Genomic DNA, 19,772 nt, shown 5'->3' with positions numbered 1-19,772 from the left:
ATGCGGGCTCGATCCGCAGACACACGAGCGCGTCCACGCGCCATTCCAGGAGACATGACCATGCATTCCCCCGACCGCCGGCGCGCGCTTGCCGCCCTGGGCGCCCTGCTCGCCACGGCCACCACGGCGCACGCCCAGGGCAGCGCCGACTGGCCCAGCCGCCCCATCCGCATCATCGTGCCGGCCCCGGCCGGCGGCCCCTACGACCGCACCATCCGGCCGCTGGCCCAGCACATGGGCCAGACCCTGAAGCAGCCGGTGGTGATCGACAACAAGGCCAGCGCCGGCAACATCGTCGGCACGCAGATGGCGGCTTCGGCGCCACCCGATGGCTACACGCTGGTGGCCACCGGCTCGCTCAACGCCATCGCCCAGTCCATGTACGACGGCATCGGCTTCGACATCGTGCGGGACTTCGAGCACATCGGCAGCATCGGCGAGGGCGCCCAATGGCTGGTGGCGCGGCCCGACGCCGGCTTCAGGGACTTCGCCGACTTCGTGCAGCAGGCCAAGGCCGCGCCGGGCAGGTTCGACTACGCCAGCTCGGGCGCGGGCAGCACCGGCCACCTGGTGATGGAACAGCTGCAGCGGGCCACCGGCGTGAAGCTGACGCATGTGCCCTACAAGGGCGGCGCACCCGCGCTGCAGGACGTGCTGGCCGGCGTGGTGCCGCTGATCGTCATCCCCTCCAACAGCGCGCTGGCCCCGGTGCAGGCCGGCAAGCTCAAGGTGCTGGCGGTCTCCAGCGCGCAGCGCAGCCCGCTGGCCCCGCAGGTGCCCACCTTTGCCGAGCTGGGCTATCCACAGCTCACGGTCAGCGCCTGGATCGGCCTGTCGGCCCCCAAGGGCACGCCTGCGCCCGTCGTGCGGCGGCTGCATGAGGCACTCATGGCCGCCCTGGCCGATCCGGCCACCCGCAGGCAGCTCGAATTCGAGGGCATGACGGTGCTGTCCACCACGCCCGAGCAGTACACGCAGCTGGTGCGCAGCGACACCGCGCGCTGGGGCCAGCTGGTGCGCAGCCTCAACCTCAAGGCCAACTGAGGTCCTTCCTCTTCCTTCCCGTCCGACCACCATGCCCTTCGTCACTTCCCACGGCCGCGCCATCTACTACGAACGCCAGGGCGACGGCCCGGCCATGCTGTTCTGCCACGGCGCCGGCTCCAACGCCGCCACCTGGTGGCAGCAGCTGCCGGCCTTCGCCGGCCGGTACAGCTGCCTGACGATGGACATCCGCTGCTTCGGACGCTCGGCGGCGCCGCTGACGGAGTTCGATCTGGCGCTGTTCGTGGACGACGTGATCGCCATCCTCGACCGGGAGGGCATCGACCAAGTGCGGGTGGTCGGCCAGTCGCTGGGCGGCATGATCGGACTGAAGCTCGCGCTGACGCATCCCGGGCGGGTGGCGGCCTTCGCGGCCTGCGACACGTCGATGGCGGTGGACCATCCGGTGCTGCTCGACATCCTGGCCACGCGCCAGCTCTCGCAGAAGGCGGTGAGCATCGAGCAGCGCTCGCTGGGGCGCTGGTTCCTGGACCATGAACCGGAAAAGGCCGCGCTCTACGCGCAGATCAACCACTTCAACCCCAGCGCCCATTCGATTCCCGCCGCCGACTGGGGCGCGGCGCTGCAGGGACTGATGGCGCCGGGGCGGCTCATTCCGCTGACGGCGCTGGATGGGCTGGCTTGCCCGACGCTGTTCGTCGTGGGCGATCAGGACCCGATCGTGCCGGTGGCCGTGGCCCGCGAGTTCCACGAACGGGTGGCCGGCAGCGAACTGGTGGTGGTGGCCGATGCGGGGCACTCGGCCTATTTCGAACAGCCGCGGGCGTTCAACGCGGCGGTGCTGGACTTCCTGGCGCGGCGCGCGGCCTGAACTTCCAGCGCCTGCGTTCGGCCTGCGGCCTGCGGGCGGGCCGCATGCCGCTTTGGAACAGGCGCCGGCGGTGCGAGCGGCAGCGCAGACGCGCGCTCAGCCGCCGGCCGAAAGTTCGACGGCGCGCCGGTGCGCCGCCTCGGCCGCCTTCTTCACCAGCGCGCGCAGGGCCTCGCCCTCTTCGAACACAGCGATGGCCGCCGCCGTGGTGCCGTTGGGTGAGGTGACGGCGCGGCGCAAGGCCGCGAAGTCGGCATCCGGCTGGTGCTGCAGCGCGGCGGCACCCCAGGCCGTGTCGGCCGTCAGGGCACGGGCCAGCTCGGGCGCCAGGCCCAGCGCCACGCCGGCCTGCGCCAGCGCCTCACTGAACAGGTGGTAGTAGGCGGGGCCGCTGCCGCTGATGGCGGTGACCAGGTCGATCTGCGATTCCTGGTCCACCCAGTGCGCACTGCCCACGGTGGCGAACAGGGCGCCGACCTGCTCCCGCCGGGCTTCGTCCACGCCCGGCGCGGCATAGAGGCCGGTGCAGCCGGCGCGCAGCATGGCCGGCGTGTTGGGCATCACGCGGATGACCGGCGTGCCCAGGGGCAGGGCGGCTTCGAGCGTGGCGACGGTGACGCCCGCGGCCACGCTCACTACGACGGCCTGGGCCAGCCAGTCGGCCGGCAGCGCCCGCAGGGCGTCCGCCGCCATGGCCGGCTTGACGGCCACGACCACCAGGTCCACACCGCCCGCCGCATCGCCCGCCGATTGCAGCGACTGCACGCTGGCATGCCGACCGGGTACCGGCGCAGCGCCTTCGGGAAGGGGCGCGGGATCGATGGCCAGCAGGGTCTGGACGCGACCGCTGTCGCGCCAGGCCTCGCCGAGGGCGCGGCCCATGTTGCCGTAACCGAGGAACAGGACTTTCATGAGGGGTGCCATGAGAAGGAGGGAGGAAAGGGGTCGGTCGGCATTGTCGTGCGCGCCGCGCCTGCCGCGTCCTGCCGCCGGCCCTGCCGGCTGCTCGCCGAGGCCGTGCCCCCCAACGAAAAAGCCGGCACGCTTTCACGTGCCGGCTGCAGTCAGGCGCCTCCCAGGCCCCATCCCGGACCTCTTTCACAGGCGGTGCCCGCCTGAGGGGACGAAGACCAACCCGGTGTCAGGCCCGGTCCGCCTCCATCCCGTTCTGCCGGGGGATCGCCACGCGCTGCCGATCCCTCAGGAATCGGACGACGTGGCGTGGCGGCCTGATTACAGGCCGGCCTTGCGGTAGACGGACAGGCTGCCCTGGGTGTACTGGGCCGGGATCGTGCTGTTCACGAAAGCCTTGGAGTCCAGGTTCCAGGTCGGGCTGTGGGCGGCGGCGACAGCTTCGGCCTGCACGGCGGCACGGCTACGGGGAGCGGCCGGGGCCACGGCGACCTGCTGGCCGACGTATTCCAGGTTCTCTTCGGCGCGGGCGGCCTGCACGGCCTGGGCGTTCACTTCGGCGCGGCTGAAGGCCGACACGGGGGCGATGACGCCTTGGTATTCCTCGGCGCTGGCGCCGGCAACGGCGGCGAACGACAGGGCGGCGAGGGCGATGATCTTCGAGGTCTTGGTCATGATTTTTCTCCTGAGCAGAGCGTTGAACAGAGCGGGTAGGGCACCTGCCCCACCGGCTTCGGGTCTGCGTTCAATCGCTGGCCCGTGAGATGAATTGTGAACCGTTGATCTAGGGAAAACCCTGGTCATCGCCGAACGTGCTGTTCATGATCAGGAAACAATCAGGCCCATCAGTCTGTGGGATTGTTCCTACGTCGATACGGCCCGGCACAGGAGGCGGCCCCAACCGTGGCGTTCAGCGGGTGGGTGGGGAGGGCGGCTGGCTGCCCGGCCAGGGATAACGCACCTGCGCCACGCTGCGCAACAGGGCCTCGCGCTGACCACGGCCGATGCCGCGGATGCCCTCGGCCACCCACTGCACGCGCTGCGGGTCCAGGCTGCCTTCCCGCTGCCAACGCTCGGCGGCGGCGCTGGGCGCGTGCAGCATGGCCGCCAGCCACACCGCCTGCGCCGGCTCCAGCCGCGCCGCCGATCGGCCGAAGTAGAAGCGCGCCGCCGCCTCGGCGCCGCAGACCCGGCCCCAGGGCGCATGGTTCAGGTACAGCTGAAGGATGCGCGCCTTGCCCAGTTGCTGCTCCATGTCCACCGCGTAGAGCAGCTCGCGCAGCTTGCGCTGCAGGCTGCGCTCGCTGCCGGTCACCAGCACCTTGGCCAGTTGCTGGGTGAGCGTGCTGCCGCCGCGCTCGACCGCACCCTTGTGCTGGTTGCGGTCGAAGGCGGCCTGCAGTTCGATCAGGTCGAAGCCAGGATGCTGGAAGAAGCGCTGGTCCTCCGCCGCGATGACGGCGCGGGCAAGCCAGCTGTCGGCCTTGAGTTGGGCGGATGGCCCGCACTGGCTGCGTGCATTCAGCAGCGCCTCGGTGCCCAGGCCCTCCACGGTGAAGCCGCTGATGCGCGGCTGCAGGCCCAGCGCGCCCGAGGGCAGTTGCACTTGCAGGCGGCCCGACGCGGTGCCGCCGATGCGGGCGCGCTCCAGCTCGGGCATGTCGGCCGCCAGCACGGCGTACCAGCGCGCGATCGGCGCCTCGTCGAAGCTGGCGTCGATGTGCAGGTCACGCTGCGTGAGGCGGCCCTGCCAGCGGCCGTGCAGGCCCTCGGCGCCAACGCTGGCCGGCACCACATCGACCTCGCCCCGCAGCAAATCCACGTCGCGCGCCGCGGTCAGGCTCAGTTGGCTCAGTTGCAGCGGCTGCGAGCCCAGGGCGGCAAGTCCGATGCGGCAGGGGGCACAGCGCAGCGCGAGCTGGTTGCGCGTCGCGTCCCAGTGCAGGTCGATGGGGCCCTGGGCCGTCTGCAGTTGGCGGCCGTCCAGTCGCGGCGCGATCCAGGACGAGGTGGCCAGCCGCAGCACCGTCGGCACGCCCACCGGCACCGTGACGGGACCGACGCGCCAGTCCACCGCCCATTCGTCCTGGGCCGGTGCGAGCGCGATGCGCACCACCGCCACGGCCGCCACCGCTGCCGTCAGCAGCAGGGCCAGCAGGCCCCACAGCAGCAAACGCAGCCCCTTGTTCACATCGCGTCCCGTTGTCTGTCGTGTCGTTCATGGCGGCGAGACCACGGTCACCGCCGTCCAGGGTCCGGCGGCGCTCGCGCGCCAGCTGGCCCAGTACCAGGCGGAAGTGTCGGTGAAAGCGCGGCCCGCGGCATCCTCGATGCGCTCGCACACGCGCTGGGCGCTGCGCCCCGCGCGCTCAGCGTGGAAGCAGCGCCACAGCCGGCCGCGCGCATCGTGTTCGAGCCGGGCCTGGAGGATGCGGTAGCCCAGTGCGCGCCAGCAGTCCTCGGCCGGATGCAGCAAGCGTGTGGGACGCTCGACCTGCCGCATCACCAGCACCTGCCGGCCGTCGGTGAAGCGGGCGATGTGGCCGGGAAAGTGGCGGGCGAAGCGGGCCTCCACCTCGCCGAGCGCCTGCGGTCTCAACGGCGCGCCGTCCCAGGTGGCGGGCCATTCGGGCGAGGCAGCATGGGACGAAGACCGCACGACACCGTCCTGCGCCAGCGGCCAGAGGCTGGCCAGCAGGCTCGCCACCAGCACGAGCGCGAATGCCAGCTTGTGCAGCACCCGGTGCGCGAAGTGGTTGCGCCAGGGCGAAGGCGCGAAGACATCAGGCCAGCGCATGGCGATCCCCTCCAAGAGCGAGGCCATGCGGTGCCGCACGCAGCATGCGCCGCCCGATGGCACCGCACACCACGGCGAGCAGCGCCAGCCCCAGCGCCTGGTGCAGCAGCGGCCCCGGCGCATGGCCGGCGCCCTCCAGGCCCACCAACAGTGCATTGCGCAGCACATTACCGCCCAGCACCACCAGGCCCACGACGGGAAGCCGGCGCAGGAAGGCGCGATCGTCCATCCGCGTCATGAACAGCGCCACCACGCAGGCGGTGAAATAGCCCATCCACACCATCTGCACGCCGGAGCAGGGTGCATCGACGATCACCAGCCGGCCGTCGATCCACAGGCTGCTGCCGGCACGCTCGACGACGAAGAACGGCGCCAGCAGCCAGCGCGCCGCCTCGGCCGTGACCAGCCGCAGCGGATAGCCCGCATAGAACTGCAGCGAGGACAGCAGCGGCAGGGCGAGCACCGCCAAGCCCAATACCGGCAGGGCAGGCTGCCCGTTCGGCAGGAAGGCGAGCAGCACGCAGGCCAGGGCCAGCACAGCCAGCAGGCCGGTGGCCAGCGGCGGCAGCGCACCGCCGGCCCGCAGCAGCGAAGAGGCCAGCACGCCGAGCGCAGCCACGGACAGCAGCCCCAGCCGCGGCGAGGCACGCAGCGACCGCCGACCTTGCCAGGCGAACAGGCCCAGCGCAGCCAGCGCCAGCAGGCCCAGCGGATCGTCCGAGCGGTCCAGCATGCGGGCGCCCATCCAGCCCCAGGTGGGCCAGAGCACCAGGGCTGTGGCCAGCAGCCACAGCACGGGCGGCAGGCGGTCGAGACGGATCGCCGCCTCCAGGCTCCGGGGATGGCGGCCCGCCCAATCGACGAGGTTCATTGGCGTTGCTCCCTCGTTCAGGCGGTCATGCGCCGCGCGTCGTGCCGACGCAGCCGGCGGCGCAGCATGGCGAGCATGCCCAGCGCCACGGCCACGGCCCCCAGCGTCTCGGGCTCGGGCGTGGCCGGCACCGGCATGCCCAGCGCGAGTTCGCTCACGCCTTCGGGCAAGGGTTGCGGCTGGTCCACCGTCGTGCCGGCATCACCCGTGCCTCGCACCAATTGATCGACGGCGATGAAGCTGGTGTAGGCGGTGAGCAGGCTGTACTTGAGCCCCAGCGCGGTGATGGCCTCGCGCTGCTGGCCGCTGCCTTCCAGGCCCTCCTGGTCGTCCAGCGCCGCGATGCGGTCGCGGGCCCACAGGGCGCGCAGGGCCGTGGCCTGCGGGGCGAGGCTGTCCGCGTCCACCGGCAGCACCTGGCGCCACGGGCCTTCGGCGCTGCGGCCTTCGACCACCAGTTGGCCGCGCGGCGTGCCGCGCCACTTGCCGAAGAGCACCACGGGCCGCTCGCCCAGCACGTCGGGCAGCCGGGCCGGTTCCACGTCGTACACCTCCAGGCCCTCGAAGCGCGCCTTCAGGCCGGTGAGCACGGGCGACTCCACCATGCGACGGAAGCGTGCCGCCTGCTCGGGCGCCTGCCGTTCGTCGGTGATGACAAAGGGCTCGCCACGACCAGCCCGGGCCAGGCCCTCGATCAGGTGCAGGTTGACCGAGGAGCCGATGCCGAAGGCGAACAGGTTGGCCTGGTCCAGGTGCTCGCGCACCAGCGCGAAGGCCTCGCGCTCGACGGTGACATAGCCATCGGTCACCACCACGATGCTGCGCGAGACGCCCTCGGCCTTGGGCTGGGCATAGGCCTGGCGCAAGGCCGGGATCAGCTCGGTGCTGCCGCCACCCTGGATGTCGGTGAGCGTCCTGAGCGCCCGCTCGATGTTGGGCCGTGTCGCCGGCACCGGCCTGGGCGACAGCATGCGGTTGCTGCCGGCGAACAGCATCACGTTGAAGGTGTCGCTGGGCCGCAGGCCGCCGATCAGCCGCTCGAGCAGGGCGCGCGCCGTGTCCAGCGGAAAGCCGTGCATGGAGCCGGAGATGTCCACCACGAAGAGGTAGTCGCGCGGCACGATGCGCTCTGCCGCCACGGCGCGCGGCGGCTCGACCATCGCGAGGAAGAAGTTCTCCGCATCCGGGCCGCTGCCGGGGTAGAGCATCAGGCCCGACTGGATGCGCTCGCCGGCGAGGGCGAAGTCGAGCATGAAGTCGCGGTTGGCCAGCGGCCGGCCATCGTCGCGCAGGGTGAGCGCGGCATGCCGGTCGTCGCGGCCGGGCTGGATGGCCAGCGCATGGCTGGACGAGCGGATGTCCGCCAGCGGCAGCGGTGCATCGAGGCTCAGCTTGAGCGAGAAGGCCGCGGCACTGGCCGTGCCGGCGGGCAGCGTGGGCTGCGCGCTCCACTGTCCCCCGCCACCGCCGGTGCCCACGTAGCGCGGGCCCACCACGGTGGGATAGACGAACTGGTAGCGGCCCGACTGCGGCAGCAGCAGCTCGCTGTAGCGCAGTTCCACCCGCACCTCGTCGCCCGGCCGGATGTTGGCCACGTTCATCTGGAAGACGTTGGGCCGCTCGGCCTCGAGCAGCGCGGCCGTCTGGCCGGCCTGCTTCGCTTCCTGGTACTCCAGCCGCGCCTGCCGTTTCTCGCGGATCTGCGCCGTGATCAGCCGGTCGGCGATGCGCACGTTCATGCCACCGACGGCGGCGCGCGTGGAGCCGGGAAAGACATAGCGCGCCTCCAGCGTGCGCTCGCCTTCGTTGCGGTAGGTCTGCGTCACCCGCACGTCGGCGATGACGCCGGCGATGCGCACATCCACGTCGGTGCGCTTGAGGGGCAGGCGGTCGGTGCCGGGGGTGTCGCTCTGCACCACCAGATAGGGACTCGCGGTGGCATCGTTGCCACGTTCCTGTGCATGCACCGGCCGGCACACCAGCAGCGCAAAGGCGGCCAGCGCCATCAGCGCCGTGAACGCCCACAGGCTGCAGCCGCAGGCTTCGGGACTGCGCCATGGGCGCCAGCAAAAGTTCGGATTCATGGTCGGTTCCTTCCTCGGTGTGTGCGATGGGAAGGACTGTCCGCGCGGCTTCCGAAGACAGAAGGAAGGCCCGATGAAGGGCGCCGCGCCATGTGAAGCCCGTGTGAAGTCCGTGTGCAGCGGCCTTCAGCCTCCTTTCAAGATCCGCGGCGACGATGGCCCTGCCGGCGGCGTGGCACCTGCCGCACCGAGAATGCTGCCGCCGTCCGACAGCGTGGCTGCCGTGGCGGCGCGAGGCTTGCGCGCCTGCCGGCGTGCAGGCAACGCCTTGTTACGGCAGCCCTTGCGCGGGCGGGCATGCTCGCGTTCCGTCCCGCCGGCGACCTCTTCCTGTTTCCTTCCATGTCCTTCAAAGACCGTCTGTCCGATCCCCGCCTGCGCCGGGCCGCCAAGTGGACTGCCATCGGCAGTGCCACTGCGGTGGTGTGCGGCGCCGCCATCGTCGGCATTGCCGCGGCCCTGATGTCGCGCCAGCTGCCCGACGTGAGCACGCTGCAGAACTACCAGCCCAAACTGCCGCTGCGCGTTTTCACCGCCGACGGTGAGCTGATCGGCGAGTTCGGCGAGGAACGCCGCCAGCTGGTGCCGATCGACAAGATCCCCAAGGTGATGAAGGACGCTGTGCTCGCCACCGAGGACGCGCGCTTCTACCAGCACGGCGGGCTCGACACCATCGGCCTGGCGCGGGCGGTCATCTCCAACACCTTGCACGGCGGCGTGCGCCAGGGAGCGTCGACCATCACGCAGCAGGTGGCGCGCAACATGTTCCTGAGCTCGGAACGCACCTTCAGCCGCAAGCTGAAGGAGGCGTTGCTGGCCTGGCGGCTGGAGGACGAGCTGACCAAGGACCAGATCCTGGAGATCTACCTCAACCAGATCTACCTGGGTAACCGTGCCTACGGCTTTGCCGCCGCGGCCCAGACCTATTTCGGCAAGCCGCTGCAGGACATCACGGTGGCCGAAGCGGCCATGTTGGCCGGCCTGCCCAAGGCACCCAGCAGCAACAACCCCATCGCCAATCCTCGACGTGCGGTGGCGCGCCAGCAGTACGTCATCGGCCGCATGGTCGAGACCGGCTATCTGAGCCAGGCCGACGCCGAGAAGGCCCGGCAGGAGCCGCTCAAGCTGCGCGATGCCGCCGAACCCTCGGGACTGCACGCCGACTACGTGGCCGAGATGGTGCGCCAGCAGATGGTGGCCAAGTACGGCGACGACACCTACACCAAGGGTTTCAAGGTCTACACCACCGTGGCACGCGCCGACCAGAGCGCGGCGTACGAAGGCCTGCACGAGACCATCGTCGACTACGAGCAGCGCCAGCCCTACCGGGGACCGGAGGGCTTCGTCGAATTGCCTGCAGACAGCGCCGACAACGCCGACGTGGACACGGCCGTGGACGATGCGCTGGCGGACAAGCCCGACAGCGGCGGCATGATGGCTGCTGTGGTGATGGAGGCCAGTCCCCGCAAGCTGGTGGCGGTCCGCGCCAACGGCGACTCGGTGGAGATCACGGGCCGCGGCCTGCAGGCGGTGCAGCGCGGCCTGGTGGACAAGGCGGCCGAGCCGCTGCGCATCCGACGAGGCAGCATCGTGCGCATCGCCCGCACGGGGCCGCAGAACAGCTGGGAAGTGACGCAGCTGCCCGAGGTCGAAGGCGCCTTCGTCGCCGTCGATCCGCGCGACGGGGCCATCAAGGCCCTGGTGGGCGGCTTCGACTTCAACAAGAACAAGTTCAACCATGCCACGCAGGCCTGGCGCCAGCCGGGCTCCAGCTTCAAGCCCTTCATCTACTCTGCCGCGCTGGAGAAGGGCTTCACGCCCGCCACCATCGTCAACGACGCACCGTTGTCCTTCGACGCTGCCGCCACCGGCGGCGCGCCGTGGGAGCCCAAGAACTACGACAACACCTATGCCGGTCCGATCACGCTGCGCCAGGCGCTGGAGCAGTCGAAGAACGTGGTGACCATCCGCGTGCTGGACGCCATCACGCCCGCCTATGCGCAGGAATGGATCACGCATTTCGGCTTCGCAGCCGACAAGCATCCGGCCTACCTCACGATGGGCCTGGGCGCCGGCTCGGTGACACCGCTGCAGATGGCGGCGGCGTATTCGGTGTTCGCCAACGGCGGCCTGAAGGTGGAGCCGCGCCTCATCGCGCGCATCACCGACGCCCGCGACCAGGTGCTGGAGGACACGCCGCCCAAGCCCGCCGACCAGGCCGGCCGCGTCATCCCCGCACGCAATGCCTTCGTCATCGACACGCTGCTGAACAGTGTGGTGAAGAACGGCACGGCCCGCCGCGCCTACGGCACGTTGCGCCGCGACGACCTGTACGGCAAGACGGGCACCACCAACGATTCGCACGACGCCTGGTTCGCCGGCTTCCAGCCGACCCGCGTGGGCGTGGCCTGGATCGGCTACGACACGCCACGCCAGCTGGGCGTGCGCGGCGAGACCGGCGGCAGCCTCGCGCTGCCGGCCTGGACGCGCTACATGCAGGGCGCGCTCAAGGGCGTGCCGGTGGCCAAGCTGGACGTGCCCCCTGGCGTGACCAACGCCAGCGGCGAATGGATGTACGACGAATACGCCAATGGCCAGGGCGTGCAGTCGCTCGGGGTGGAAGCCGCGCTGACGCCGATCATGCCGGTGGAAGTCAACAGCGGTGCGCCGACGACCGGCCCTGCGCCCTCCTGGGGCACGCAGCCGGTGATCCCGGCCATTCCGGGCCAGCCGGCGCAGCCAGGGCAACCTGCGGCGCCTGCGCAGCCCGACGAGCGCAACCGGATCCTGAACATGTTCCGCTGAGGCGCTGCGCACCCACCCACGACCCGGCCCCGGCCGGGTTTTTTCATGGCGGCGACCGCCAGCGCTTCGCAGCGGCGCCGCTCAGTCCTGCGAGGCCGCGGGCGTGCCCTGGTGATGGCTCAATTGCCAGCCCGAGAGGCCTCTGGTCCACAGCGAGGAGCGCAGCGTGCGCAGGTCGGCACTCCCATCGGCAGGCCGCTGTACCGAGCAGTAGCTCAGCAGCGCAACGTCCGGCGTCAGGCGTTCGACGCGGAACTGTGAGGAATCGACCTGCGGCGGCGTCGACACCTGCGAGAGGTAGCGCACGACGGTCGCGCGATCGTAGGCACGGCCCGACCGCCCAACCTCGTGGAAATCGGGATGGAGGAGGGCTTCCAGCCGCTCGACGTCGCAGGGTCGTCCGGGATGGTGCAGCTCGACCTCGAGCTGCTGCAGGTGGGCGCACAGCGCCTTGTCATCTTGGGTCATGGCTGCAGGAATTCTCGGGAACGGTTGAAGGACAGACCGACACGCGGCCCCTGCACAGGGTGGCCAAGGCGCATCAACGCACCGGTCCGCTGATCAGCGGCAGTGTGAGGGTCGCCAGCGCGCCGCCGCCTTCCGCATTGCCGAGCGCGATGCTGCCGCCGTGCAGCGCCGCGATCTCGCGCACGAAGGCCAGGCCCAGGCCGGTGCTCTTCTTCTGGCTGTGCGGACGCGCGAGCGAATAGAACTTCTGGAAGACCTGCGCCTGCGCATAGGCCGGGATGCCGGGCCCCTGGTCGCGCACCGCGATCACCCCACGCCGGCCCTGCAACCGCAGGCTCAGCCGCACGGTGCCGCCCTCGGGCGAGAAGTCGATGGCGTTGTCCAGCAGGTTGCCCAGTGCCTGTCGCAGCAGCAGCGGATCGCCGTCGGCATGCACCTCGCCCAGGTCCTCGCGCAGGCCCTGCACGTCGATCACGATGCCGCGCCGGGCGGCGGCCGGCGCCACGCCCAAGGCGGCCTCGCGCAGCAGGGCGCCCAGGGCCACGGGCTGCACCTGGTCGAGCACGCGGCGCGTCTCCAGGGCCGTGAGTTCCATCATGCGGTCCACCAGCTGCTGGATGCGCTCGCTCTCGCGGCCGATGTTGGCCAGGAAGCGCTCGCGCTCCTCGGGTGGCATGCCGGCCTCCTGCAGCAGCTCGGCGGCGCCGCGGATGGCCGACAGCGGGCTCTTGATCTCGTGGGTGAAGGTCTGGACGTAGTCGGCCACGTAGTTGCGGCCGGTGAAGGCGTCGCCCATTTCCTGCACCGCCGCGCGGCCCATGGCGGCGGCACGTCGCAGCATGCGCAGCGGATGAACGCCGCGCTGCGTGCGCAGCCAGCGGATGTAGTCGGCCGTGAGGCCGAAGGGGCGCACCAGCCACACCGAGACGATCAGCGCCAGCACCAGCAATGCCGCCGCCGAGCCGGCGCCGACCCAGATCACGCGCTGGCGGGCGTCCTGCACGAACTGGCCGAAGCTCTGCACCGGCTTGCCCACGCCCACCATGCCGACGATCTCGCCGGCCCAGCGGATGGGTGCCCCCACGTAGAGCACCGTGCTGAGCGGGTCGGCTTCCATGTCGCGCGTGGCGCGGGCGCCGTAGCTGCCGGCCAGGGTACGGCTGACGTCGATCCAGCGCGAATAGTCGGCGCCCACGGAGCGGCCGGTGGAGTCGTAGATCACGCGGCCGCTGCGGTCGGTGACATAGACCCGCAGTTCCACCTTCTGCTTGTGCAGGTCGTAAATCTGGGCCGAGAACTCGCGCGCATAGAGCGCGCGGAACAGCGGCTCCAGCCGCCGGGTGTCGATGGCGCCGGCGATCACGTCCTGCTCGATGAGCGTGGCCATGAGCTGGGCGATCTCCACCTGCGCCTCCTCGGCCGACTCGCGGTAGCGCGGATCGATGTCGCCCACCACCCGCCACAGCAGCCAGGTGATGCCGACCACGTAGATCAGCAGCACGGCCAGGAAGATGCGGGTGCGCCGGCTCGGCGAACGCCTCATGGGACGAGGGGCGTGGAAGGCGGCAGGTCTTCGTGCAGCGCGTAGCCGGTGCCGCGGTGGGTGCGGATGGCCTCGACCTCGGGCGCCACGGCCCGCAGCTTGGCGCGCACGGTCTTGACGTGGGCGTCGACGGTGCGGTCCAGGCTCTCGCTGTCGCCGCCCCAGACGCGGTCGAGCAGCTCTTCGCGACTGAACACGCGGCCCGGGCGCTGCACCAGCAGGCGCAGCAGGCCGAATTCGTAGCGCGACAGCTCGAGCACGCGGCCGTAGTAGCGGATCTGCAGGCGTTCGTCGTCGACCACGAAGGGCAGGGCGCGTGCCTGCGGCGCCGTGGCCAGGTTCGTCACCGGCATCGCAGGCACTGGACCCGCCCGCTGGCTGCGCCGCAGGATGCCCCGCACCCGCGCCACCAGTTCCCGCGGCGAGAAGGGCTTGGCGATGTAGTCGTCGGCGCCCAGCTCCAGGCCCACCACGCGGTCGATCTCGTCGGTGCGGGCCGTGAGGAAGACGATGGGCACGTCCGCCGCACCCGGCAGGGCCTGCAGCCGCCGGAAGAGCTCGAAGCCGTTCATGTCGGGCAGCCCGATGTCCAGGATGGCCAGCGCCGGCGGCTCGGCGGCGAATGCCGCCAGGGCAGCGCCACCGGTGGCACACCACACCGGCGCAAAGCCGTCGCTGCGCAGCACGTACTGCACCGTGTCGGCGATGCCGGGCTCGTCCTCCGCCACCAGGATGCGCGGCCTCTCCCCGACCGATGGCGCGGTCGGGGCCGTGGCAACGGCAGGGGGTGGAGTCGGCATGGGGGCGGATCGTAGCGGCGCGGGCGCAGGGCTCCCAGTGATTTCGGAAAGACCGTGAATTGCGCTTTGACGTACGGCGCGGAAGTTGTCCTGACTTTTCTCTTTTCTTTTATTTCAACATTAGTCGTCATAGGTAAGGACGCGCCCGGCTTGTGGATAACCGCGGTTTTCCTCGGCCTGCCAAGGATTTGGCGCCAGGCGGCGGATGTGGGCAACCCTGCGTCCGTGCTGTTGCGCCAGGGCGAACAACCTTGGCCGAACCCCGCTGTCTGTGGATAAGAGGGCGCTTGTTCCACAGCCGTCCCCAGAGTTGTTCTTTGACAGGAGAAGCCCTTTCTGGCTGCCAAGCAGGAACACCAGCCAAAACTATGCACTGCCAAAAAAAAAGGCAGTCCAAAGATAGTCTTTATGGATCAACGACTTGCGTTGCCTTTACAAGGCAGTCCGACAGTTGCCCACAAAGTTGTCCAACGAATGTGGGGAAAGACGGCGGTTTCGGCCGGGTGCGAATGGCTCCGCGTCACTCGTCCGTGACCGGACGGTTGGCGGCACGCGATTGGATCGTCAAGCCGCAGCCCACCGATTTTTTTTGCGAGCGCCGCTTGTCCCGGTTTTCCTTCCTTCATATTCAATGTCTAAATAGTCGTAATAGATAAGGAAGGCCCCTGTCTGTGGAAAACCCATGAATCTCCCGCCCGGACAGGCATTTGACGGTCGTCAGCCCGTGTGGGCAGGGTTGCTTCGTCGATGTCGCGCCGATGGGGACAATGCCCGGTGTCTGTCGCGGGGTGTGGATAACTGGGGAGTTGTGCCGGATCCATCCCCAAACTTGTCCTTTGACAAGGGGTGTGCAATGTGGGATTGCGCTTTTCAGGCCATGAATATGCACTGCTGATTATTTGGGCAGATTGTTGATTGCCAAGGAAAATCAACCACTTGCGGAGCCTTTACAAGACAACGCGCGAGTTGCCCACAAAGTTATCCAGTCCCGCTGGGGAGAAGCGAGACGACACTGCGTCCGCGGCACGTTCCCGCCGGTGGAGCGGTCTTTTTCCACACAAGGACGCGCGCCACCGCGTCGCGGCATCGGACGGATGGCGTGAAGGTCAGGTCGAAAGAGGCCGCAATCGGCCCATCCAGCCGGCCGGATCGCGTGCGTGGGCACCCGGCGGTCTCAGCGCGCGTGGCTGGTGCCGGCGAGGTCTTCGAGGATGGGGCAGTCCGGCCGGTGGTCGCCCCGGCAACCATGGACCAGATGGGCGAGCGTGCCGCGCATGGCCTGCAGTTCGGCGATGCGCCGATCCAGATCGTCGAGGTGGCTGCGGGCAATGCGTTTCACATCCGCGCTCGAACGGCTGCGGTCGTGCCAGAGACCGACGAGCTGCTGGATCTCGTCGATGGAGAAACCCAGGTCGCGGGCGCGCTTGATGAAACGCAGGGAGTGGACATCGGCATCGCCGTAGAGGCGATAGCCGGCATCGGTTCGCGAGACGTCGGGCAGCAGACCCAGCGTTTCGTAATGGCGAACCATGCGGGCCGACACACCGGAGCGGGTGGCAGCCTGGCCGATGGTGAGCGGTGGAACCGTCGTCGTCGACGGCGGGGAGGAACGGGTCGCCATGGCCGTACCGGGTTCCGTCATGGAAGACGCGGGCCTCAGCCCTGGACGGTGTAGCCCGCTTCGCGGATGGCGTCCTGCAACGCCGGGGAGGTTTCGGTGCTCTGCACCTCGACGCGGCCGGCAGGCAGATCGATGCGCACCTCGGCATCGGGATCGACATCCTGGACCGCCCGGGTGACGGCGCGGACGCAGTGTTGGCAGCTCATTCCGCTGACCTGGAAGACGTGGAGGGGAGAAGTCATGGAAAAAAACCTGTAAGAAAGCCTAAAAAAAAGGGAACACCTTGGAGTGTGGACCTTGACACGATGTAAAGGTCAAGGCAACAGAATCCTTTCTGGCGCATCGCTCCTGTCTTCCATTTCTGCCGGCGTTCGAGGAAGTCTTGACCTTGCCACCATGTCAAGCCGTAGTCTTGCTTCCATGAATGCAACATCGATCGACACCGCGCCCGCCGCGGGCGCTGCGCATGTGCTGGACCTCGGTATTGGCGGCATGACCTGTGCCTCCTGTGTGTCGCGTGTGGAAAAGGCACTGCGCCAGGTACCGGGCGTACAGGAGGCCAGCGTGAACCTGGCGACGGAATCGGCCCGCGTCCGCTGGTCCGGCGACGACGGTGCCGATGCGGCGCTCCGGCTGCGGCGCGCCGTCCGGCAAGCCGGCTATGAACCGCGCAGTGCCGAGGCGACGCAGGCGGAAGCGGAGGCGGGGCCATGGGCGGGCTTCGGCCCGGTGGCCGCCGCCCTGTTACTGTCCTTTCCCCTGGTGCTGCCCATGCTCGGGATGCCCTTCGGGCTGGACTGGATGCTGCCGGCCTGGCTGCAACTGCTGCTGGCGGCGCCTGTGCAGTTCGTGCTGGGTGCGCGCTTCTACCGCGCAGGCTGGCATGCGGCACGGGCCGGGACCGGCAACATGGACCTGCTGGTCGCCCTGGGCACCAGCGCCGCCTTCGGGTTGTCGCTGTGGCTCTGGTGGCGCGCCAGCCTGCATGGCGCGCACGGCGGGGAACCCCATCTTTATTTCGAGGCCTCGTCGGTGGTGATCGCGCTGGTGCTGCTGGGCAAGTGGCTGGAGGCGCGGGCCAAGCGGCAGGCTACGTCGGCGATCCGCGCGCTGCAGCAGCTGCGGCCCGAGACGGCGCACTTGTTGCAGTCGCGCGGTCGCCGCACGGAGGAAAGCGATGTGCCGCTGGCCGAGGTGATGGTGGGCGACCGGCTGGCCGTGCGGCCCGGCGAGCGCATCCCGGCCGATTCGCGTGTGCTGGAAGGCGAGTCGGAGGTGGACGAATCCATGCTCACGGGCGAACCGCTGCCCGTGGCCAAGTCGGCCGGCAGCCGGCTGACGGGCGGCTCGGTCAATGGGGCCGGCCGGCTGGCGGTGGAGGTGCTGGCCGTCGGCACGGAAAGCGTGCTCGCCCGCATCATCCGGCTGGTAGAGGACGCGCAGGCGGCCAAGGCGCCGATCCAGCGGCTGGTGGACCGGGTGGCCGCCGTCTTCGTGCCAGTCGTGCTGGGCCTGGCGCTGCTCACGCTGCTGGGCTGGCTGTTCGTGGGCGGTGCGCCGCTCGAAACGGCGCTGATCCACGCGGTGGCCGTGCTGGTGATCGCCTGCCCCTGTGCGCTGGGCCTGGCCACGCCGGTCGCGGTGATGGCGGGCACCGGTGTGGCCGCACGCCACGGCATCCTGATCAAGGATGCGACGGCGCTAGAGCGCGCGCACCGGGTGGACACGGTGGCCTTCGACAAGACGGGCACGCTCACGCGCGGACAGCCGCAGCTCAGCCGGCTCGACGCCATCGGGACCCTGGATGAGGGCCAGGCCTTGCGCTTCGCCGCCACGCTGCAGCAGGGCAGCGAACACCCGCTGGCACGGGCGGTGATGGAGGCCGCGAAGTCGCGAGGCCTTTCGCCCGACGAGGCGCGTGAGGTTCGCGCCGTGCCGGGTCGCGGGATCCGCGCCGTGATCGACGGCGCGCCCTGGGCGCTCGCCAGCCTGCGCTGGTGCGAAGAGCTGGGTGCTGTGTTGCCCGCGGAGAAGGTCGAGGCGCTGTTGTCCACAGGTTCCTCGGTGTCCGCGCTGCTGCGCCTCGATGCGGAGGGCGAGCGGGTAAAGGCGGTCGAGGCATTGCTCGGCTTCACCGATGAGCCGAAGCCGGGTGCTTCGGAGGCGGTGGCGGCCTTGCGTGCGCGCGGGCTGCGGGTGGTGATGATTTCTGGCGACAACGCACGGGCCGCGCAGGCGCTGGCCCGGCGCGTCGGCATCGCCGCCGAGGACGTGCGGGCCCAGGTGCTGCCGGCCGACAAGGCGGCCGCCGTGGCGGCCCTGAAGGAAGGCGGCGCACGCGTGGTCGCCATGGTGGGCGACGGCGCCAACGACGCGCCAGCGCTGGCCGCGGCCGATGTGGGCCTGGCCATGGCCAACGGCACCGACGTGGCCATGGAAGCCGCGGGCATCACGCTGATGCGCGGCGACCTGGCCCTCGTGGCACAGGCCTTCGACCTGTCGGCCCGTACGGTGGCCAAGATCCGGCAGAACCTGTTCTGGGCCTTCGCCTACAACGTGGTCGGCATCCCGTTCGCGGCCTTCGGCTTGCTCAGTCCGGTGGTGGCCGGTGCGGCCATGGCAGCCTCAAGCGTCAGCGTGATGGCCAATGCCCTGCTGCTGCGCCGCTGGCAGCCGGCATCGTCGGGCCGGCTGCCGGAATGACGGAAGGGCAGCCGAGGCTGCCCTTCCGGTCCATGCCTGCCAGCGCGCACGCCGGCAGTCTCTGACGCTTCAGCTCAGTGTCGGATAGTCCGTGTAGCCCTTCTCGCCGCCGCCGTAGAAGGTCTTGGTGTCCGGCGTGTTGAGCGGGGCGTTCTCCTTCAGGCGACGCACCAGGTCCGGGTTGGCGATGTAGGGGCGGCCGAAGGCGATCAGGTCGGCGCCCTTCTTGAGCGCCTCCTCAGCCAGCTCGCGGGTGTAGCCGTTGTTGACCATCCAGGCGCCCTTGCCGCCGGCCTCGCGGTAGGCCTTCTTCAGCGCCTCGTAGTCGAAGGGCCGGCCTTCGACTTCGCGCGGGCCACCGGTGGCGCCCTCGATCACGTGCACATAGGCCAGACCCAGCGGGCCCAGCTGACGCACGACGTGGTCGAACAGCGGCTGCGGATCGCTGTCGACGATATCGTTGGCCGGCGTGACCGGCGACAGGCGGATGCCCACCTTGCCGCCGCCCACCGCGTCGACCACGGCACGGGTGCATTCCAGCAGCAGGCGTGCGCGGTTCTCGATGCTGCCGCCGTAGTCGTCGGTGCGCTTGTTGGCGCCGTCCTTGAGGAACTGGTCCAGCAGGTAGCCATTGGCGGCATGGATCTCCACGCCGTCGAAGCCGCAGGTTTCCACGGCGTTGCGGGCGGCTGCCGCGAAGGTGTGGACGATGCCGGGCAGCTCTTCCAGATCCAGCGCGCGGGGCGTGGAGGTGGGCGCGAAGCTGCCGTTGCCCTGCGCGTCGATCAGGTAGGTCTTGGTCTTGGCGGCGATGGCCGAGGGCGCGACTGGCGGCTGGCCTTCGGGCTGCAGGCTCTCATGCGAAATGCGGCCCACGTGCCAGAGCTGGGTGACGATCTTGCCGCCGGCCTCGTGGACGGCCTGCGTGACACGCTTCCATCCGTCGAGCTGCTCGGTGCCGTACAGACCTGGCACGTCGGCATAGCCCTGGCCCTGATGGCTGATGGCGGTGGCCTCGGTGATCAGCAGGCCGGCGGTGGCGCGCTGTGCGTAGTAGGTGGCGGTGATCGGCTTCGGGATGGCGTTGGGCGAGCGGTTGCGCGTCAGCGGTGCCATCACGATGCGATTGGCGAGCTGGAGGTCGCCGGCCTGGGCGGGATCGAAGAGGGAAGAACTCATGGCGCGTTGGATGTGGTGGAGTTGGAGGGTGAGAAAGCGAAGGCGGCAGCGTAGGCCACCGCCAGTGCCGGCGCCACGGCAGGGTTGTGGTTTTCGGTGTAGGCGCGCCTGCC

16 protein-coding genes are annotated in these 19,772 nt (G+C 69.9%); 4 read left to right on the top strand and 12 right to left on the bottom strand.

The annotated features are described in order from the left end of the window. Positions 1–60: 60 nt before the first annotated feature. Both BXA03_RS06300 and BXA03_RS06295 read left to right on the top strand, forming a co-directional pair. Positions 61–1,044 (top strand): Bug family tripartite tricarboxylate transporter substrate binding protein, encoded by a 984-nt coding sequence (locus BXA03_RS06300; protein ID WP_159444704.1) that lies wholly within the window; start codon positions 61–63, stop codon positions 1,042–1,044. Between the two features lie 31 nt (positions 1,045–1,075). Next, positions 1,076–1,876, top strand: coding sequence for an alpha/beta fold hydrolase (locus BXA03_RS06295; protein WP_076505183.1), 801 nt, complete (start codon positions 1,076–1,078; stop codon positions 1,874–1,876). 96 nt (positions 1,877–1,972) lie between these two features. On the opposite strand, the gene proC is transcribed toward BXA03_RS06295, so the two are convergent. From proC to BXA03_RS06265, 6 genes are all read right to left on the bottom strand, one after another. Next, positions 1,973–2,788, bottom strand: a complete 816-nt coding sequence (gene proC / locus BXA03_RS06290) for a pyrroline-5-carboxylate reductase (RefSeq protein ID WP_076505180.1) — start codon at positions 2,786–2,788, stop codon at positions 1,973–1,975. 321 nt (positions 2,789–3,109) lie between these two features. Further along, positions 3,110–3,463, bottom strand: a complete 354-nt coding sequence (locus BXA03_RS06285; RefSeq protein WP_076505177.1) for a hypothetical protein — start codon at positions 3,461–3,463, stop codon at positions 3,110–3,112. A 235-nt stretch (positions 3,464–3,698) separates the two neighbouring features. Continuing rightward, entirely contained in the window at positions 3,699–4,979 is a 1,281-nt protein-coding gene (locus BXA03_RS06280) for a biosynthetic peptidoglycan transglycosylase (RefSeq protein WP_076505174.1), read from the bottom strand. A gap of 27 nt (positions 4,980–5,006) precedes the next feature. Further along, positions 5,007–5,585, bottom strand: coding sequence for a hypothetical protein (locus BXA03_RS06275; protein WP_076505747.1), 579 nt, complete (start codon positions 5,583–5,585; stop codon positions 5,007–5,009). Then, positions 5,572–6,456, bottom strand: coding sequence for an exosortase Q (xrtQ, locus tag BXA03_RS06270; protein ID WP_076505172.1), 885 nt, complete (start codon positions 6,454–6,456; stop codon positions 5,572–5,574). The genes BXA03_RS06275 and xrtQ overlap by 14 nt, the downstream gene beginning before the upstream one ends. A gap of 17 nt (positions 6,457–6,473) precedes the next feature. Continuing rightward, positions 6,474–8,540: a VIT and vWA domain-containing protein gene (locus BXA03_RS06265; RefSeq protein WP_076505170.1), complete on the bottom strand. Its 2,067-nt coding sequence runs from the start codon at positions 8,538–8,540 to the stop codon at positions 6,474–6,476. A 342-nt stretch (positions 8,541–8,882) separates the two neighbouring features. On the opposite strand from BXA03_RS06265, the gene BXA03_RS06260 reads away from it, so the two are divergent. Beyond that, a complete protein-coding gene (locus BXA03_RS06260) occupies positions 8,883–11,345 on the top strand; it encodes a penicillin-binding protein 1A (RefSeq protein WP_076505746.1) in 2,463 nt (820 codons plus the stop codon). Between the two features lie 81 nt (positions 11,346–11,426). Here BXA03_RS06260 and BXA03_RS06255 read toward each other — a convergent pair whose 3' ends face one another. The 5 genes from BXA03_RS06255 to BXA03_RS06235 form a co-directional block, all read right to left on the bottom strand. Next, positions 11,427–11,813: a nuclear transport factor 2 family protein gene (locus BXA03_RS06255; RefSeq protein WP_076505168.1), complete on the bottom strand. Its 387-nt coding sequence runs from the start codon at positions 11,811–11,813 to the stop codon at positions 11,427–11,429. A 73-nt stretch (positions 11,814–11,886) separates the two neighbouring features. Next, positions 11,887–13,356 (bottom strand): two-component system sensor histidine kinase CreC, encoded by a 1,470-nt coding sequence (gene creC / locus BXA03_RS06250; protein WP_076505166.1) that lies wholly within the window; start codon positions 13,354–13,356, stop codon positions 11,887–11,889. Next, positions 13,353–14,156: a two-component system response regulator CreB gene (gene creB / locus BXA03_RS06245; protein WP_076505164.1), complete on the bottom strand. Its 804-nt coding sequence runs from the start codon at positions 14,154–14,156 to the stop codon at positions 13,353–13,355. The genes creC and creB overlap by 4 nt, the downstream gene beginning before the upstream one ends. A 1,174-nt stretch (positions 14,157–15,330) precedes the next feature. Continuing rightward, on the bottom strand, positions 15,331–15,777 hold the full coding sequence (gene cueR, locus BXA03_RS06240) for a Cu(I)-responsive transcriptional regulator (RefSeq protein WP_076505163.1): 447 nt from the start codon (positions 15,775–15,777) through the stop codon (positions 15,331–15,333). Between the two features lie 35 nt (positions 15,778–15,812). Next, entirely contained in the window at positions 15,813–16,019 is a 207-nt protein-coding gene (locus BXA03_RS06235; RefSeq protein ID WP_076505162.1) for a heavy-metal-associated domain-containing protein, read from the bottom strand. 178 nt (positions 16,020–16,197) lie between these two features. Between BXA03_RS06235 and BXA03_RS06230 the strand changes: the two genes are divergently transcribed. Beyond that, positions 16,198–18,480 (top strand): heavy metal translocating P-type ATPase, encoded by a 2,283-nt coding sequence (locus tag BXA03_RS06230; RefSeq protein ID WP_076505161.1) that lies wholly within the window; start codon positions 16,198–16,200, stop codon positions 18,478–18,480. Positions 18,481–18,549: 69 nt separating this feature from the next. Here BXA03_RS06230 and BXA03_RS06225 read toward each other — a convergent pair whose 3' ends face one another. Next, on the bottom strand, positions 18,550–19,659 hold the full coding sequence (locus BXA03_RS06225; RefSeq protein WP_076505159.1) for an alkene reductase: 1,110 nt from the start codon (positions 19,657–19,659) through the stop codon (positions 18,550–18,552). Positions 19,660–19,772: the final 113 nt, after the last annotated feature.

Origin of the sequence: Pseudacidovorax sp. RU35E (assembly GCF_900156165.1) — a bacterium.
In the GTDB taxonomy this organism is placed as follows: domain Bacteria; phylum Pseudomonadota; class Gammaproteobacteria; order Burkholderiales; family Burkholderiaceae_C; genus Xenophilus.
The sequence above is the reverse complement of the archived record's forward strand: the minus strand, read 5'-3'. Positions and strand labels throughout refer to the sequence as shown.

Coding starts and splice junctions, on each gene's coding strand:
- BXA03_RS06300 (WP_159444704.1), top strand. CDS start 61: ATGCATTCCCCCGACCGCCGGCGCGCGCTTGCCGCCCTGGGCGCCCTG.
- BXA03_RS06295 (WP_076505183.1), top strand. CDS start 1,076: ATGCCCTTCGTCACTTCCCACGGCCGCGCCATCTACTACGAACGCCAG.
- proC (WP_076505180.1), bottom strand. CDS start 2,788: ATGAAAGTCCTGTTCCTCGGTTACGGCAACATGGGCCGCGCCCTCGGC.
- BXA03_RS06285 (WP_076505177.1), bottom strand. CDS start 3,463: ATGACCAAGACCTCGAAGATCATCGCCCTCGCCGCCCTGTCGTTCGCC.
- BXA03_RS06275 (WP_076505747.1), bottom strand. CDS start 5,585: ATGCGCTGGCCTGATGTCTTCGCGCCTTCGCCCTGGCGCAACCACTTC.
- xrtQ (WP_076505172.1), bottom strand. CDS start 6,456: ATGAACCTCGTCGATTGGGCGGGCCGCCATCCCCGGAGCCTGGAGGCG.
- BXA03_RS06265 (WP_076505170.1), bottom strand. CDS start 8,540: ATGAATCCGAACTTTTGCTGGCGCCCATGGCGCAGTCCCGAAGCCTGC.
- BXA03_RS06260 (WP_076505746.1), top strand. CDS start 8,883: ATGTCCTTCAAAGACCGTCTGTCCGATCCCCGCCTGCGCCGGGCCGCC.
- BXA03_RS06255 (WP_076505168.1), bottom strand. CDS start 11,813: ATGACCCAAGATGACAAGGCGCTGTGCGCCCACCTGCAGCAGCTCGAG.
- creC (WP_076505166.1), bottom strand. CDS start 13,356: ATGAGGCGTTCGCCGAGCCGGCGCACCCGCATCTTCCTGGCCGTGCTG.
- creB (WP_076505164.1), bottom strand. CDS start 14,156: ATGCCGACTCCACCCCCTGCCGTTGCCACGGCCCCGACCGCGCCATCG.
- cueR (WP_076505163.1), bottom strand. CDS start 15,777: ATGGCGACCCGTTCCTCCCCGCCGTCGACGACGACGGTTCCACCGCTC.
- BXA03_RS06235 (WP_076505162.1), bottom strand. CDS start 16,019: ATGACTTCTCCCCTCCACGTCTTCCAGGTCAGCGGAATGAGCTGCCAA.
- BXA03_RS06230 (WP_076505161.1), top strand. CDS start 16,198: ATGAATGCAACATCGATCGACACCGCGCCCGCCGCGGGCGCTGCGCAT.
- BXA03_RS06225 (WP_076505159.1), bottom strand. CDS start 19,659: ATGAGTTCTTCCCTCTTCGATCCCGCCCAGGCCGGCGACCTCCAGCTC.